Genomic DNA, 16263 nt, shown 5'->3' on the forward strand with positions numbered 1-16263 from the left:
CTGGAAATATATGACAGTTTGGTTGTAGTGTGATCAGGCTTGATATGGAGAAACCCTTAGGGGTACAGGGTGGTGTGGGGAGAGCTGGCTAGATACCAGCTCTTACCCGATTAGGTTTTCCTTGCTCAGCCATAAGGATCGATGCTCAACAAGTCTTTCATTGTTTGTTCTATTAGTTCTTTTACCGATGAATCACTTTCGCATGCAATAGCCATCGACTTTTCAATACCGTAGTAGTAGGTAAGTGTAAAAAGGTTGCCTTTTACGACACCATACCAACGTTCCACAGGTCCTGGAAAATCTTCTTCAAATGGCGAAAATACAGGAGCAGTTTTTACTCTTGATCTAATATCTTCAAAAGTTGTATTTATGTAAATTAATTGCACATTATCGAAAAAGCGTTTAGCTGGCCTATATTCTGACTCAAACTGATCCCAAAACAGTTTTTTGTCGATAAAATTAATTGGGATGTTAGAAAATTTTTCATCCCATTGTTTTTCGTATTCTTGTTCACGTTGAGTCCAATGATCCATTTACAAACCTAACTATTAATGAACGTCACTATGACGCTGGATTGCAAGGGGAGATTACTAGATACCAGTTCTTACTTTGTCCACCTTCTTACTATTTTCCGAAGCTCGCCTTCATCAATGTTTGCCGACTGATTGTGTAGTATATGGACTAAAAAATCCAAGACGACTACCTTTTGCCGACTGTTGAGCATAAACCAAAGCCCTAAATTAGAGTCGCCAGCATTCTTACACTTACTATATTCATTCAGGGTGAAAAGAAGTTGCATATAAACCATTGACTGTTGATCACTACGAAATGTCCTTAATACATAAATCATGAATGAAGGAAGATATTTGATTGCTTCCTTCAAAGAAACACCCTCAAAGGTATAAGCATTCGACTCTATCCAATCATCAGTAACGCTATTATCTACGGTAAACTCGGATAATATTTTTTTGGTGATTATTTCTTCAGCCTTCATATGTATGCATAACTATAAATAAACGTCACTTTGATTTAGTAGAGCTGGCTAGGTACCTAGCTCTTTTCCGATTAGTTTTGCCAAGACTTCCAAGCTCTTAACCATAGTTTCTGGGTTCTTGTTACACCTAGCGGCAAGATTGAGTCAATCGTTACTCTAGCCTTCTTTTTACTTTTAGTGCAAACTGCAACCACTGTTGTGCCTACAATGTCGAAACCTGTAAGTTGCACAACTTCACCAAGAACTTCAATTTCTTCAACATCTTTGAAAACATCTTCAAAACATACCAACCAACCGGATATTTGCTCATCCTCACCATAGGCATCGCAAGTAGCCATTTCTATGCACTGTTTTATACTTCGTGCGTCTTCACAATTAGTAATAATATGATCTCCTAATAATGTACGCGAAATTTGTAGTCTAAGATGGGAAAGTATTTTGACGGAAACTAGCTGATAGGTCTAACCCTTCTGCCGTGTATCAAATTCAACCACCCGGCTCTTAGGGCTGCTCAGTGCTCTATTTCTAAACTACTTTATCTCAAGTCAACCCAAAACCCGCCGATAACAGCAATTAGTGGCAGTTATCAGGATATATATAATAGTTTGATTATATATCAAGCAGGTTAGTAGAGAGGACCCTGCACCAAGAACCATGTGGGAGAGTTAGCTAGGAGCAGCTTTTACCCGATTAAACTCATTGCTTATAGGAGGCAGAAACATGGCTAACATAATTGCCCCATTTACCATGTTGACTATATCCCATAACGCAACTTCCCAACCATAATAGATTGTTGGGCCTGTAACTATTGTTACTGGAAATATTAGTAGGGTGCTAATTAAATAAAGCCAACGTCCCCAACTTTTGAACATTAGCATACCAACCAAAGAGGCTAGCAAGACAATAATTAGTGAAAGACCTGCAATGATTGAAATAGTCAAGTTTGATTCTAAATAACTTTGCCAATCAATTGCTTGTGGTAATATCTCCCAGGCAGGATCTAAGGCCCCATCATCAAAGAAGTACAACGCTACGCTGATAGCTAATTCAAAAACTAAAAGCCCAATTACTGCTAACCTAAATATTGCTCTATTGCTCATTATCTCTTTGTAAATTTAACTATTAATGAACATCACTCTAACAATGATTTGGAGAGCTGGCTAGATACTAGCTCTTACCCGATTAAATGCCATCACTGATCGGGCACGCAGTGCGGAGGTCCCGCGCCGAAGGAGCAATTGTGCCTGGCCTTGTTAACACTTTACTGACCAATGCTTTCGAATAGAACACTTGGCAACCCTCGTTTTTTCCATATATGTAGATCTACTTTAGAAAAGTACTTATCTACCCCAATGAATCTATTACCTCCCAGCTTGTAATCGCCGTCCAATATTTTTTCTAGCAGTTTCCTAGAAAATTCGTACCACTTCCTTTCGGAATCCTCAGGCTCATCAAACTCTAACCAATTGAAGGACTCGGACAACCAAAACATTTCAAGCGCCAACGCCAAATCGCAGCTAGGGTGATGAACTATCGCTTGAGGCAATTCAAAGCCATCATCCCAGTTGTAGTTCTCAATAAATTCGAAAAGAGCTGTCTCCCCTAGAGAATTAATATCATTAAGTGCATCGGATAACTCTCGAAATTCATAGAGTAATGTATCGATTATCTTGTCTTCAGCTTCTGATTTCATTTTGAGTGTTAGCTATTAATTAACGTCACTCTGACGCAAAATATTACGAAAGGTTTGCCTGATAAGTTTAGCGCTGATTAGTTACTGTTTCACAGGCAAGTCGGCCATTATTGTAACCTCCATCGTAAAGTAAACCACATAAGAAACCTTTGACCTTATTGCCCTCAACTTTCGCACCTTCTATAACTTCCCCTCCAACAATCTTTAAACGACAGTATTGCTTGTTAGCAGGAAATATTATTGGAAGTGGTAAAATAGTTACTTGTCCCACAACTCCAGTCCAAATTAATTCTTCGTTATAGTAAAGATACTCCACATCATTATCCGTTTTTCTGTCATCAGGTTTTCCTACAATGCTAACTAAAGATGACTCAGATATAGGCGTATCTCCAGGAGTAAATATGCAGTTAAAGGGGTTTTGATGAAACGAAAATGCCTGTGGATAAACTGTAACTTTTGTATTTGTTGTTGCAGGATAAAAATATCCACCTGCACAGCCAGTTAGAAAAAATGAGATAATAGTTGTGTAAAATACAGTTTGCATCTTTATCCATTATATACAGCTGATTTAAAATAACTAACTAGTAGCGAGTATCGCACTGACGTATTTATAGGCGGGGTATTCTGACTGAAACTCCCTAATAGGTCTAACTCTTCTGACGTGCACCAAATTCAACCACTCAGCTTTCAGGGCTGCCCAGTGCTCTATTTTCCTGCTCCCTCCCCTCAAGCCATTTCAAAAATAGCCGATAAGTCCAAGATTCGGATGTTTTTATATACAACAGTATCATAATACGGATTTTGGTATTTTTTATTATCAAAATTTGATTTTTATTACATTTTTATCTAAATATGACCGATAAGCTTAGTTATCGGCCACTATTATCTATCTTATGATAGTCATCCACCCCACCCCTCGTTTTTTGTCCGTTTTTTCAACGATTCAGCGTTTTCGCGCTTAAATTGGCTTGTCATTTTAATTCGATACGATATGATACGATTAATATGATATGAATCGATATGATTAAGGGGCAATCATGGCAAGAGAAGGGGTGAGCTACGATGAAGTGGCCCAAGTGTGCGAGAAGCTTTATCGGGAAGGTCTAAAGCCGAACCAGCGTAATGTACGAGAGATACTGGGCACCGGCAGCACCTCAACGCTACTCCGCCATATCAATACTTGGAAAGAGCGCCAACAAGCCGCCGCCAATACCGAGCTTGACCTGCCTCAGTCGGTCATCGGCACAATTAAAAAAGCCATGCTGGAAGCCGTGGATAATGCGACCCAAAAACAGGAGGCTGCCCTGGTTGATGCCAAAGAACAGCTCCAAGAAGCCTTTCGGGGGTTGAATGCCTATGAAGATAAGATCAAGGTGTTAAAACACGAAAAAAATACCCTGTTAGCACAGTCCGAAGCCAAAACCCTGGAACTGGAAAAGCAATTAGCCGCCACTCAGCGCCGGGCCGATGACCTAGAAACCCAAAATAAAGCCCTAAACAGTAAGCTGGATGAGGCCTTACGGGCCCAGGAAATCGCTCGTACCGAATCGGCTAAAGCCCAAATGCAGGTAGAGCGGGCTGACATCGCCGTCGAGAAAGCCGAACAGCGTGGCGATGAACTGCGCCAGGAGTTAGAACAGCTCAAATCTGCTTTAACCACCGCAGAAAAAGCCGCCGCCACCGCCGAAGCCGTCGCAAAAGAACAGAGCAAAGCGATTGACCGACTCGATACGGAATTGGCTGAGGACAAACAGGCTTTAACTGCCTTGCAATCCCGTTATGACAATTTGCTCGGCCGCTATGAAGAAGCCGCCAAAATGGAAACTAAAGTGCAAGAGCAAGATAAACAAATTAGCCGGCTAGAATCAGACATTCTCAACCATCAACGCCGTTATGAAGACCTGCTAGCAAAATATGAAGCCTGTACTCGGTTGGAATCTGCGACAACCGCTCGGCTGGCGGTATTGGAAGCCCAAAGCAGTCAACCTGCTAAGCCCACTGACAAATCAACCAAAAAATAACGCTACCCATAAGGAAACCAATGATGTCAGACCAATATGAAGAAAAACCCCTGTGGTTTCGGCTGGTAGTCGAAATGGATAATGGTCAATTGCATGCCGTTAGCCTGACCGACCAGCAACAAGAGGAACTACAACAGGCTCTCACCGACATTATGGGGGATCAACCTTTACGTATTCATCCAGTGCCCTTTAGCACAGCCAAAGATATGGCCCCTACCCTTAATTGATCATAACCCTGCTTATTCGATCACTGTTCTTGAAAAAAAAATATATAACCAATTACCGCCTTGATGCATTTGGATATACTGAGCGATTTTTGATCTACCCTTCAGTTCTTCATCTAGTCGTAAGGAGGTAAAATGGAGTCTGCATTAAATTGGGTGAATGAAAACTCAGATATGCTAATTGAGTATGCAATACAGATCGCACTAGCTTTTGTCGTCCTACTTGTTGGAATTCGAGTTGCTAAGTTGTGTGGTAAGTTGACTGAAAAGGCTTTTAATAGTCGCAGGGTTGATAAGGCTGTAGGCTCTTTTGTATCCAGTATTGTCTATGCCATTGTTCTTGCTGCAACAGTCTTGATGGCGCTTTCGCAAGTAGGGATTGAAACCACCTCTTTTATTGCCATTTTAGGTGCTGCAGGTCTTGCCGTTGGTTTGGCTTTGCAAGGTTCATTATCGAATTTTGCTTCAGGTGTTTTGATTATACTTTTACGCCCATTTAAATCTGGAGACTATATTGAGGCTGGCGGCCAGTCGGGTACTGTTACTAAAATAGAAATATTTTCAACGGAGCTGCGTACCCCTGATAATAAAGTCATAATAATGCCTAACTCTTCTGTTATGTCTGATGCTATTGTCAATTATTCTCGAGAAAAAACCCGTCGTATTGATTTGGTAATCGGTGTAGGGTACGAAGCTAACCTTAAGGAAGCCAAACAAGTGCTTTCTTCAATACTTGATGCGGATGTACGGGTACTTAAAGATCCAGGCTATACAGTAGCTGTCTTGGAACTGGCGGACTCTAGCGTTAATTTTGCTGTTCGCCCATGGGTTAATACAGTAGATTACTGGCCAACTTATTTTGAGTTAGTAGAAAAGATTAAACTCGCCTTGGATGAGGCAAATATTTCCATTCCTTTTCCACAAATGGACATACATCTTCATAAAGATAAATAGCCAATCGATATTATTGAACTGTCTACCCACGGTAAGGGTGTGTATGTATAGGTACTAAAAATATTTATTACTGCATGCTTGCCGGGGGAACATGTACAAACGACAAAACTGAATGCAGCTTTACCAGCAGAGTCTGCATAACAAGCCTAAATAAAGTTGCTCAAAATTCTATCTTGCAGCAAGGACATCAGTGCTATTCATTGAAAGGGAGTGGCGCTATGTAACAGATGACTCGGTGCTTTTACGCTAAGCAAATAACTAATAATCCTACTGATATAGCTATTTGCTCCCTTTGATGCCGATCAACTAATAGTTTATGGACTAAATGCCCAACCCGGCTGCTGAATACCTGGACAGAGTTTAGCAAATTGTAAAAGGCGCCCTTTCTTATCCATGAGTTTCTTTGCCGAATTGATTAATACCTGGTTGATACGAAGATAAAGTCGTAGTGCACCCGGTTGCTGTTTAGGTACCATAATATGCAAATAACTTTTATCCGTATTTTTTTCATGATAAGTAATTTTTCGACGATCTGCTTCTGAGAAATATTTATTAAGAATTAATAGGCCATTATCAAGCGGCATGGGTACTAGCGCCACTCGCTCTTTCAATAATAAGTTAAATGTGAGTCGTTCTATTCGTACCTGGCGTAACTGTAACTGATGGGTTTTGGCAGCCTCTTCAAATTGCCGGCCAAAATAGTAGGATGCTGTAATAGCTATCGGCCCTATATCTTTTAAATCAGCCAGGGTTTCCCACTGAACTGGCGTTGTCTTTAGGTGAAAAAAAACGGTTTTAATCGCATAAATAGGATAAGAAAAATAAAACTGTTTGGCTCGCGTTTGGTTACATATCCAGCCCGGCGATGCTTTCACATTTGCAGCCTGTGCATGGTTATAAGCAGCTTTCCAGCTATCATACCAATGATAATGTACGTCAATGCCCGCCTCACGGAATTGCAAGGTTAACTGCATGGCGAGCGTACCTTGGTCAGGCCTTTCATCATCGAAATACGGTGGCCATTTAGCTACCGCAAATGTCAGCATGTTAGCTGAAGAAGCCATGTTCATAGCTAGCAAACAAGCCCACAAGATAAGCTTCATTGCTGAGATTTAGTGTTGTTTATCGATGAGCATGCTGGCGTTTGATTCCAGTCCGTTATTGACTTCGTTAGCGTGACACCCTCTTTACCTTGCTTTTTCAGTTCAGCGATACTGGGTCTACCACTCTGGCCGTAAGGGACTTGGATTATTTGACCTCCCGATTTAAGAAAAGCGCTGATTTGCTGCTCAATGGTTTTACTAGCGTTATTGTTCACCCTACGCGATGGTTTGATGTTTGGCATGGATGCCCCCTTGCTTGCGACACTTAATAAACAAGAATAGAGGGTATCTTTAGTGATTGTGTATATCCTTTTTTAACGTTGACGTGACCCTAAGTAACATGAATTCGGTGCAAAAGCCATCCATTGGTAAAACAAACAATCAAAACGATCTTGTTTTGATCAATTAGGACAGTTTTTTCACCGAATTCACATTATTAATTGACTCCCATTACTTATATAGTTGATCAATGAACTCTTTCCTTATTTTTTTAATTTCTCCATTTTCTTGCATAATTCCTAATGCATTAGTTAGCTTTACTATTAAGTTTTTATTTTTTTTATGTATGTAATGATATAAATATTCCACAGATAAAGGTGTCTTAAATATATGTAGTTGATTAAATCGTTTATCTTTAATAAAGGAGAGATAGGTAGGGTAAGACCATACGCCAAAGTCAACCCTATTAAAATAAACAACATTCAATAATTGGTCATAGGTTTGAACTTTTTCAATCATTTTTAAATTATTTTTTTTCGATTCATCCTCAATATATAAAATACCATTCAATATCCCAATACTATGATTACTTAGGCTATTCCAGCTATCTATTTTGAGTGATTTTAATTTCTCTTTGTTGGTAAAAGCCAATGCAGATACATTGCCTACAGGGATCGGGATGATAACTAAATTTGGAAACTTCTTACTAATACCCTTGATACGGTAAAGTTCTCCGTCTACACGGCCAGCATTAGCTTCGATTAAAGATCTTTTCCATGAAGGGGAAGAGGTAATCCTAACTTTTTCCTTCGAAAGTTCATATGCTTGCTTAACGACTATCGAAATCACTTGTGAGTCAATATCTGTCTCAAAATCTGGGCCTGTAGATATATGCCAAATATTTTCACAAACCCCATGAGCACTTAAAGATAAGAGTATCACTATCGATATGAATAAATGGAGGTACTGAGCCATCAAGCAGATCCTTGTTAGAAATCAAAGAGGATCAGCTACTAAGTATATGTAACCTATTGGTCTCACACCAACATAATATTAATCTGCCTATAGTTTTCCGGACACACAAACACGGGTAATATTAGTCCCAACTAGAGGTGTGTCCATATGTCTAAAAAGAAGTCTAAAAACTATACTGCTGAATTTAAAGAGTCAGCCGTCGGTCCACATCAAAGGTGAAAGGTATTTACATTTCAAACACTTCCACACCCATTTATATCTAAACCCCATCAGTGAAAGATACAAGTGGTCAAGTAAAACCCGCCAAAATCTCCTGCTTTAAAGTTATAGTTATGTGAGCTTCCGAGAGCGTAGCTCAACTTAACTTTTTAAATCTGATTAACTGACTACCTCACTTATTAAGAGGTAAGCCTATGTCAGTTTCCCCCACATTAGAAAGCGTTGCAGCGGCGTTTAAAACTTGGCGAAATAACCCTCAACTGGGTCGCAAGCAAGTTCCACTGACCCTTCGCCAACAAGCCATTGCATTGCTGGCGAATTACCCCATATCCCAGGTGATTAATACCTTGGGGTTAAGTCACTCAGCATTAAAGCGCTGGCAACAGTCAACACCCGAAGTCGATGAGGCTCCTGAGGCTAATCAGTTTATACCTTTACCCGAGTCACCAGAAACACCCTCCTTGTTGTGTGTGACCGTGTGTATTGGCGACGATACTCAACTGGTGGTTGAAGGTGAATTAACCAGCCATCAGCTCAGTGCTGTCGTGCGAGAATTACAGGCGGTGCGAAGGAGGTAAGCATGATTGCATTAACAGCCACCTCACGTATTTTATTGTCTACCCAACCGGCGGATTTTCGCAAAGGCATTGATGGGTTTGTTGCCTTATGCCAGCAGGTTTTAAATCAAGATCCTCGTTCAGGCGTGGTATTTGTTTTCATTAATCGGAGTAAGACCATGGTTCGAGCGCTCCACTATGATGGCACCGGTTTTTGGCTAATGACAAAACGGTTATCAAAAGGGCGTTTTTTAGGCTGGCCTTCAGGAACAGCCCCTATCAACCCGTTGGCGGCTAAACAACTCAGTCTTTTATTACGAGGGCAAGCGTTAACACGAATAGTGCCTTTGAGCTAAATAGTGCAGCATGATTTTCATTATACGACTTGCGTGTTATGTATAAAGGCGTATGCTACTGGGTGAATAATAAAAAGGGATTGCAGTGACTCAAACCACTACAATTAATCGCACAGAACTTCAAGCACTGAAGCAGCGGATTAGTGAAGCCCAAGCTTATGGTTTATCGCTGAGCCAAGAGGATAATCAGTATATTTTAGATGCGCTGATGACCCTTGAGCATTTACAGCAACAACTGCATACCCACTCAATTACCCTCCATAAGCTGCGTAAATCACTGGGTATTGAAATGAGCTCTGAAAAGCTACGTGATTTATGTGGGGAAAATACCACAGCAGGTGAGAGCAAGGACAAGCTGGCTAAGCCACCCCGTCAGCGTCCCCCTAAACCGAAAAGCACCACACCACCGGTGACCATCAATCATGCGCTAACTCAATACCAAAGTGGTGAGGTGTGCCCTGCCTGTGAAATAGGAAAACTGTATTCTACTAAACCCGCCCGTTTGTTGCGTATTACCGGTCAGAGCCCCTATGCCCGAGAACTACACTTAGCAGAACAACGCCGCTGTAATGCGTGCGGAGCCTATTTCACTGCCCCTTTACCTGAAGCGGTCACCGTGGATGGTGAACCACAGCAGCAATATGGTTACTCAGCGCGCTCATTAATGGTGTTAAGCAAATATTTTGCAGGCTCACCTTTTTATCGGCAAGAATGTTTACAAGGGTTGTTAGGAGTCGCCATCAGTAGCTCTACCTTTTATGATCAAAGCAGCTATGTGGCAAATGATGTGACGCCACTGTTTGATCGGCTAAAAGAGTTAGCGGCTAATGCCGTCGATTATTTATTAGATGATACGGGGCACCGCATATTAAAACAGGGCCCGGTGATGAAAAAGCGGCTTAAACAGAAAAAAGCCAAACGACGAACAGGCATTTATGCCTCAGGTGTGATTGCGAATTTAAGCAATCAGCACCAAATCGTGTTGTTCCAAACCAATGTGGGTCATGCCGGTGAGCTCATTGACGAACTGCTGGAAAAGCGTTCACCTGATCAACCCCCGCCCATTTTAATGAGCGATGCCTTAGCCAATAATAACCCGCAAAGCGGTTGCGAAACCATTCGCTCGCTCTGTAATACCCATGGGCGCCGCCAATTTGCGGATGTGTTTAATCATTTCCCCACACAGGTGGAGTATGTGCTTAAGCAATACCAAACGATCTGGCTTAATGAGGCAACAGTTGTCCAGGAACAGTTGTCACCTGAACAACGGCTAGCCTATCACCAGACTCACTCTTTGCCTGTGATGGCTGCGCTACGAGAATGGGGTAATCAATTAATCCAAAGTGGCAAAATTGAAGACAATAGTGGGCTAGGAAAAGCTATCTGTTACTTTGATCGACACTATGAGGGACTTACCCGGTTTTGTACCCATGTAGGCGCGCGACTGGATAATAACTTAATGGAAGCGATGTTAAAACTCATCGTTCGAGGTCGAAAAAATAGTTTATTTTATAAAACACAAACCGGTGCCAATGTAGCGGATGTATTGACTTCAGTGATTGCTACCGCTGCCAGTGCAGGAATTAACGTGTTTGATTATTTAAATGCCATTCAACGTAATAAAGCGGCTGTTAAAGCCAATCCTGATCAATGGTTGCCATGGGATTTTAAGGCAGAAAAATAAATTAATTTACACTAAGTCAGCCATTTTAATTGTTTACACTATCCGCTCGGAAGCTCACAATCTATCAATATTTCCATCTTTCAATACCCTTTCTTATGCCAACCAACCATTTTTGCCTACTGACCGTAAACAACCCAATATCAATACCAAAGCAGGTATCGTGATTAGAATTCCAGCTAACGCAGCTATTAATGAATGAATATAATTTGTGAGCTTCCGAGAGCGTAGCTCAACTTAACTTTTTAAATCTGATTAACTGACTACCTCACTTATTAAGAGGTAAGCCTATGTCAGTTTCCCCCACATTAGAAAGCGTTGCAGCGGCGTTTAAAACTTGGCGAAATAACCCTCAACTGGGTCGCAAGCAAGTTCCACTGACCCTTCGCCAACAAGCCATTGCATTGCTGGCGAATTACCCCATATCCCAGGTGATTAATACCTTGGGGTTAAGTCACTCAGCATTAAAGCGCTGGCAACAGTCAACACCCGAAGTCGATGAGGCTCCTGAGGCTAATCAGTTTATACCTTTACCCGAGTCACCAGAAACACCCTCCTTGTTGTGTGTGACCGTGTGTATTGGCGACGATACTCAACTGGTGGTTGAAGGTGAATTAACCAGCCATCAGCTCAGTGCTGTCGTGCGAGAATTACAGGCGGTGCGAAGGAGGTAAGCATGATTGCATTAACAGCCACCTCACGTATTTTATTGTCTACCCAACCGGCGGATTTTCGCAAAGGCATTGATGGGTTTGTTGCCTTATGCCAGCAGGTTTTAAATCAAGATCCTCGTTCAGGCGTGGTATTTGTTTTCATTAATCGGAGTAAGACCATGGTTCGAGCGCTCCACTATGATGGCACCGGTTTTTGGCTAATGACAAAACGGTTATCAAAAGGGCGTTTTTTAGGCTGGCCTTCAGGAACAGCCCCTATCAACCCGTTGGCGGCTAAACAACTCAGTCTTTTATTACGAGGGCAAGCGTTAACACGAATAGTGCCTTTGAGCTAAATAGTGCAGCATGATTTTCATTATACGACTTGCGTGTTATGTATAAAGGCGTATGCTACTGGGTGAATAATAAAAAGGGATTGCAGTGACTCAAACCACTACAATTAATCGCACAGAACTTCAAGCACTGAAGCAGCGGATTAGTGAAGCCCAAGCTTATGGTTTATCGCTGAGCCAAGAGGATAATCAGTATATTTTAGATGCGCTGATGACCCTTGAGCATTTACAGCAACAACTGCATACCCACTCAATTACCCTCCATAAGCTGCGTAAATCACTGGGTATTGAAATGAGCTCTGAAAAGCTACGTGATTTATGTGGGGAAAATACCACAGCAGGTGAGAGCAAGGACAAGCTGGCTAAGCCACCCCGTCAGCGTCCCCCTAAACCGAAAAGCACCACACCACCGGTGACCATCAATCATGCGCTAACTCAATACCAAAGTGGTGAGGTGTGCCCTGCCTGTGAAATAGGAAAACTGTATTCTACTAAACCCGCCCGTTTGTTGCGTATTACCGGTCAGAGCCCCTATGCCCGAGAACTACACTTAGCAGAACAACGCCGCTGTAATGCGTGCGGAGCCTATTTCACTGCCCCTTTACCTGAAGCGGTCACCGTGGATGGTGAACCACAGCAGCAATATGGTTACTCAGCGCGCTCATTAATGGTGTTAAGCAAATATTTTGCAGGCTCACCTTTTTATCGGCAAGAATGTTTACAAGGGTTGTTAGGAGTCGCCATCAGTAGCTCTACCTTTTATGATCAAAGCAGCTATGTGGCAAATGATGTGACGCCACTGTTTGATCGGCTAAAAGAGTTAGCGGCTAATGCCGTCGATTATTTATTAGATGATACGGGGCACCGCATATTAAAACAGGGCCCGGTGATGAAAAAGCGGCTTAAACAGAAAAAAGCCAAACGACGAACAGGCATTTATGCCTCAGGTGTGATTGCGAATTTAAGCAATCAGCACCAAATCGTGTTGTTCCAAACCAATGTGGGTCATGCCGGTGAGCTCATTGACGAACTGCTGGAAAAGCGTTCACCTGATCAACCCCCGCCCATTTTAATGAGCGATGCCTTAGCCAATAATAACCCGCAAAGCGGTTGCGAAACCATTCGCTCGCTCTGTAATACCCATGGGCGCCGCCAATTTGCGGATGTGTTTAATCATTTCCCCACACAGGTGGAGTATGTGCTTAAGCAATACCAAACGATCTGGCTTAATGAGGCAACAGTTGTCCAGGAACAGTTGTCACCTGAACAACGGCTAGCCTATCACCAGACTCACTCTTTGCCTGTGATGGCTGCGCTACGAGAATGGGGTAATCAATTAATCCAAAGTGGCAAAATTGAAGACAATAGTGGGCTAGGAAAAGCTATCTGTTACTTTGATCGACACTATGAGGGACTTACCCGGTTTTGTACCCATGTAGGCGCGCGACTGGATAATAACTTAATGGAAGCGATGTTAAAACTCATCGTTCGAGGTCGAAAAAATAGTTTATTTTATAAAACACAAACCGGTGCCAATGTAGCGGATGTATTGACTTCAGTGATTGCTACCGCTGCCAGTGCAGGAATTAACGTGTTTGATTATTTAAATGCCATTCAACGTAATAAAGCGGCTGTTAAAGCCAATCCTGATCAATGGTTGCCATGGGATTTTAAGGCAGAAAAATAAATTAATTTACACTAAGTCAGCCATTTTAATTGTTTACACTATCCGCTCGGAAGCTCACTATAATTTTGGCTCAAAGGTTCAAAAACAAACAACTGTGTAGTAGCAAAGGAGCCAAGCCCAAGTGAAAACAGTAGTATAGTGCTGTAGCCAATCAAACATGTTGCATCATGATTTAGCATATTATTAATCTCCCTATTTTCTACAGCCCTTTGAATTCAGGCTATACAGAGCTATTGGCGTATAACAGGCTTATTCCAATATCTCTACTAACCTATGATTTACTTAACCAACGGCCAATTTTCCAAAAAACATAACTCACATAGATCCTTAATGAGGTGTGGCCACGATCCTGGTCAAAAACAGCCACTTCTCTTATAACCAGCTGATTTTCTTAGCAATATTTATACAACAGATAACCCCTAAACCTTACATTTTACAGCTTCAATCTATAACTCACTGATTTGTAATGGCATTACAGTAAGCATTTAGCATCTGCTGTTTTCTAACCCATGATAATGTTTTTTAACGTGGGTTATCCTGGTTAAATTTTATCTAGCAGAAGAAGTGTACTATTGCGTAATATTACGTGGTACATAATACATTACGAAATACCTGGAAGCCTTATAATACGCTAGCTTCAGAAGAAACAGACAAATTGTGTAGTGTACTTCGGGCTGATCAATTGTAACGCTATTGGCACAATCATATTGTTCAGGACGCTATTTCGCACTTTTCACTTAAAATTCAGGCTTTTGCGTGAGAAATGGCTGAATTTGTCTAGGATCGTGGCCATACCTCAATATCAAACAACTGGTAAATGATGAGCAATGCTACCAGTTTATTCGTCAGAGACGTTGGCCTGATGGAGTCAGCTGCCCTCACTGCCAGTCTCAACAAGTAGAAGGCAATGGCAATCATCAAAAGCAAATTGCCCGAAAACGTTATCGCTGCCTAGAGTGTCATCGGGGATTTGATGACCTAACACTCACCATTTTTTCTGGACATCACCAGCCACTGAAAGTCTGGATACTTTGCCTTTATTTCATGGGGTTAAACCTATCCAATCAACAGATAGCCCAAGAGCTAGACATCAACAAGGATGATGTTCAAAAAATGACAAGTCAATTGCGAGAAAGTATTTTTGCTCGTTTGCCAATTCCACAATTAAGCGGAGAAGTAGAAGCCGATGAAGTCTATGTAGTAGCTGGGCATAAAGGTAATCCTGATGCAGTAAAAAAAAGGCCGTAAAGGTCGCAGGAACCGATTAAAAGGAGCTCGTGGTCGAGGAACATTAGAAAAAGAAAAGCCACCTATATTTGGACTGGTTGAGAGAGGTGGGCAAGTGATTATCCGGATGCTGGAAAACGTAAAACAAAAGACCATTAGTCCTATAATTAAGCAGATAGTTAATACAGATACACTGATATATACCGATGAATATAATATTTACTCACGACTAAAGAGTTGGGGGTATCAGCATAAAACAGTTTGTCACGGGAAAGGGGAGTATGCTCGTGATGAAGATGGGGATGACTTTTACGAAGTGCATGTTAATACCATTGAAGGATGTTGGTCATTACTACGTTCATGGTTAAGACCGCATCGAGGTATTTCTCAAGAAAAACTACCTTTTTATTTAGCATTATTTGAGTTTGTGTACAATATAAAGCGCCGAGGAAAAAACTTACTTAATGATCTAATAGAGCTATTGATATAACCCCCTAGGAATCCATATAGAGCCTAAAAAAAATATTATTTAATTTTTTGCCTCCTTATTTATCCCAAACTCCGGGCACACCATAGGTGATATCGCCCACCCATTTTTCATTGGGTCTACTGGCACTAAAATCTTGTTGCAAGCTATTTTCCGCGACCGGTAAATAATGCTTGCTATCGGTAGTAGCCTTGAACTTCCTCGCTTGTTTAGCTCGAAGCCCTAGTGCAACCATTCGCTTTGCAACCCGCTTGTGATTTATACGCTCTCCGTTGTCTTTTAGGGCTTGAGTAATGCGAGGAGCCCCATAACGACCTTTATGGTGTTCAAATAACTCGATAATATCAGTATCCAGCTTCTCATTAAGCTTTATCCTTTGTGACGCAACTGAATGGCTCCATTTATAATAGCCTGACCGAGAAACACGAAAAACTCTACACTGTAAGGCTATAGACCAGCTCTGTTTATTGGCTTTGATGAAGGCATACTTCACATCTGGTTTTTCGCGAAGTATGCTGCCGCCTTTTTTAGTAAGGCATTTTCAGATTTTAGCTTTTTATTCTCAGCCTCTAGATCCTTGATCTTCTGGGCCTCTGTTTGCTTTTGATCTTTGCTCATTGTTTCCCTGGCGGCCTGTTGGTTGATCCACGCGTAAAGCAAGCTCACACCAACTCCTAACTCTTTTGCAATCACTGTTTTCGGCTTCCCTGACTCTAGTGCCAGTCTAACGGCCTCTTTTTTAAACTCAATTGGATAAGTCTTATTTTTCTTTTGACTCATGGGATACCCCTCAATTTAGGCTAGTGTAATCCTAAAGTTGGGTGTCCGCTAAATGGGGGGAAGATCAGTTTGCGACAGAG

General features: G+C 41.7%; 21 protein-coding genes and 2 pseudogenes. 12 read left to right on the forward strand and 11 right to left on the reverse strand.

Translation table 11 applies throughout. The features are described 5' to 3' along the window. Window positions 1–125: 125 nt before the first annotated feature. From OQE68_RS28965 to OQE68_RS28990, 6 genes are all read right to left on the reverse strand, one after another. Window positions 126–533 (reverse strand): hypothetical protein, encoded by a 408-nt coding sequence (locus OQE68_RS28965; RefSeq protein ID WP_180571548.1) that lies wholly within the window; start codon window positions 531–533, stop codon window positions 126–128. A 71-nt stretch (window positions 534–604) separates the two neighbouring features. Further along, window positions 605–994 (reverse strand): hypothetical protein, encoded by a 390-nt coding sequence (locus OQE68_RS28970; protein ID WP_180571549.1) that lies wholly within the window; start codon window positions 992–994, stop codon window positions 605–607. Between the two features lie 71 nt (window positions 995–1065). Beyond that, window positions 1066–1332 carry a hypothetical protein gene (locus OQE68_RS28975; protein ID WP_180571550.1) on the reverse strand — a complete coding sequence of 89 codons (267 nt, stop codon included), beginning with the start codon at window positions 1330–1332 and terminating at the stop codon, window positions 1066–1068. A gap of 327 nt (window positions 1333–1659) precedes the next feature. After that, complete coding sequence (locus OQE68_RS28980; protein WP_180571551.1) at window positions 1660–2094, reverse strand: hypothetical protein; 435 nt, start codon at window positions 2092–2094, stop codon at window positions 1660–1662. 161 nt (window positions 2095–2255) lie between these two features. Further along, window positions 2256–2687, reverse strand: coding sequence for a DUF4274 domain-containing protein (locus OQE68_RS28985; RefSeq protein ID WP_180571552.1), 432 nt, complete (start codon window positions 2685–2687; stop codon window positions 2256–2258). A 67-nt stretch (window positions 2688–2754) separates the two neighbouring features. Continuing rightward, complete coding sequence (locus OQE68_RS28990) at window positions 2755–3231, reverse strand: hypothetical protein (RefSeq protein WP_180571553.1); 477 nt, start codon at window positions 3229–3231, stop codon at window positions 2755–2757. A gap of 523 nt (window positions 3232–3754) precedes the next feature. Here OQE68_RS28990 and OQE68_RS28995 point away from each other — a divergent pair. From OQE68_RS28995 to OQE68_RS29005, 3 genes are all read left to right on the forward strand, one after another. Continuing rightward, entirely contained in the window at window positions 3755–4708 is a 954-nt protein-coding gene (locus OQE68_RS28995) for a DNA-binding protein (RefSeq protein ID WP_266195953.1), read from the forward strand. 20 nt (window positions 4709–4728) lie between these two features. Next, window positions 4729–4935: a hypothetical protein gene (locus OQE68_RS29000; RefSeq protein WP_266195954.1), complete on the forward strand. Its 207-nt coding sequence runs from the start codon at window positions 4729–4731 to the stop codon at window positions 4933–4935. Window positions 4936–5067: 132 nt separating this feature from the next. Next, window positions 5068–5886: a mechanosensitive ion channel family protein gene (locus OQE68_RS29005; protein ID WP_180571596.1), complete on the forward strand. Its 819-nt coding sequence runs from the start codon at window positions 5068–5070 to the stop codon at window positions 5884–5886. Between the two features lie 314 nt (window positions 5887–6200). Here the strand turns inward: OQE68_RS29005 and OQE68_RS29010 are convergent, their stop codons facing one another. The 3 genes from OQE68_RS29010 to OQE68_RS29020 all read right to left on the reverse strand — a co-directional run bounded on the left by OQE68_RS29010 (window position 6201) and on the right by OQE68_RS29020 (window position 8183). Next, window positions 6201–6950, reverse strand: a complete 750-nt coding sequence (locus OQE68_RS29010) for a transporter substrate-binding domain-containing protein (protein ID WP_180571597.1) — start codon at window positions 6948–6950, stop codon at window positions 6201–6203. 35 nt (window positions 6951–6985) lie between these two features. Beyond that, the gene (locus OQE68_RS29015; protein WP_180571598.1) at window positions 6986–7231 is read right to left on the reverse strand and encodes a hypothetical protein; all 246 of its coding nucleotides are present in this window, start codon (window positions 7229–7231) and stop codon (window positions 6986–6988) included. Between the two features lie 208 nt (window positions 7232–7439). Continuing rightward, a complete protein-coding gene (locus OQE68_RS29020) occupies window positions 7440–8183 on the reverse strand; it encodes a substrate-binding periplasmic protein (RefSeq protein ID WP_266195955.1) in 744 nt (247 codons plus the stop codon). Between the two features lie 413 nt (window positions 8184–8596). Here OQE68_RS29020 and OQE68_RS29025 point away from each other — a divergent pair, with 413 nt between their 5' ends. The 9 genes and pseudogenes from OQE68_RS29025 to OQE68_RS29060 form a co-directional block, all read left to right on the forward strand. Further along, window positions 8597–8980 carry a hypothetical protein gene (locus tag OQE68_RS29025; RefSeq protein WP_180571848.1) on the forward strand — a complete coding sequence of 128 codons (384 nt, stop codon included), beginning with the start codon at window positions 8597–8599 and terminating at the stop codon, window positions 8978–8980. Window positions 8981–8982: 2 nt separating this feature from the next. Next, window positions 8983–9315 (forward strand): IS66 family insertion sequence element accessory protein TnpB, encoded by a 333-nt coding sequence (gene tnpB / locus OQE68_RS29030; RefSeq protein ID WP_180571849.1) that lies wholly within the window; start codon window positions 8983–8985, stop codon window positions 9313–9315. Window positions 9316–9400: 85 nt separating this feature from the next. Continuing rightward, entirely contained in the window at window positions 9401–10999 is a 1599-nt protein-coding gene (gene tnpC / locus OQE68_RS29035) for an IS66 family transposase (protein ID WP_266195801.1), read from the forward strand. A gap of 287 nt (window positions 11000–11286) precedes the next feature. Beyond that, entirely contained in the window at window positions 11287–11670 is a 384-nt protein-coding gene (locus OQE68_RS29040; RefSeq protein WP_180571848.1) for a hypothetical protein, read from the forward strand. 2 nt (window positions 11671–11672) lie between these two features. Beyond that, window positions 11673–12005 carry an IS66 family insertion sequence element accessory protein TnpB gene (tnpB, locus tag OQE68_RS29045; RefSeq protein ID WP_180571849.1) on the forward strand — a complete coding sequence of 111 codons (333 nt, stop codon included), beginning with the start codon at window positions 11673–11675 and terminating at the stop codon, window positions 12003–12005. 85 nt (window positions 12006–12090) lie between these two features. Continuing rightward, window positions 12091–13689: an IS66 family transposase gene (gene tnpC / locus OQE68_RS29050; protein ID WP_266195801.1), complete on the forward strand. Its 1599-nt coding sequence runs from the start codon at window positions 12091–12093 to the stop codon at window positions 13687–13689. Window positions 13690–14499: 810 nt separating this feature from the next. Next, window positions 14500–14655: pseudogene (locus OQE68_RS31085) on the forward strand (transposase); the annotation flags it as partial. A 78-nt stretch (window positions 14656–14733) separates the two neighbouring features. Next, on the forward strand, window positions 14734–14937 hold the full coding sequence (locus OQE68_RS29055) for a hypothetical protein (protein WP_255491073.1): 204 nt from the start codon (window positions 14734–14736) through the stop codon (window positions 14935–14937). Window positions 14938–14992: 55 nt separating this feature from the next. Next, window positions 14993–15406 (forward strand): annotated as a pseudogene (locus OQE68_RS29060) (IS1595 family transposase); the annotation flags it as partial. 55 nt (window positions 15407–15461) lie between these two features. On the opposite strand, the gene OQE68_RS29065 reads toward OQE68_RS29060, so the two are convergent. Together OQE68_RS29065 and OQE68_RS29070 are read right to left on the reverse strand one after the other, a co-directional pair. Next, on the reverse strand, window positions 15462–15896 hold the full coding sequence (locus OQE68_RS29065) for an IS3 family transposase (protein ID WP_180571404.1): 435 nt from the start codon (window positions 15894–15896) through the stop codon (window positions 15462–15464). Further along, window positions 15893–16183 (reverse strand): transposase, encoded by a 291-nt coding sequence (locus OQE68_RS29070; RefSeq protein ID WP_180571403.1) that lies wholly within the window; start codon window positions 16181–16183, stop codon window positions 15893–15895. Before OQE68_RS29070 ends, OQE68_RS29065 begins: the two co-directional genes overlap by 4 nt. Window positions 16184–16263: the final 80 nt, after the last annotated feature.

The organism is Spartinivicinus marinus (assembly GCF_026309355.1).
In the GTDB taxonomy this organism is placed as follows: Bacteria; Pseudomonadota; Gammaproteobacteria; order Pseudomonadales; family Zooshikellaceae; genus Spartinivicinus; species Spartinivicinus marinus.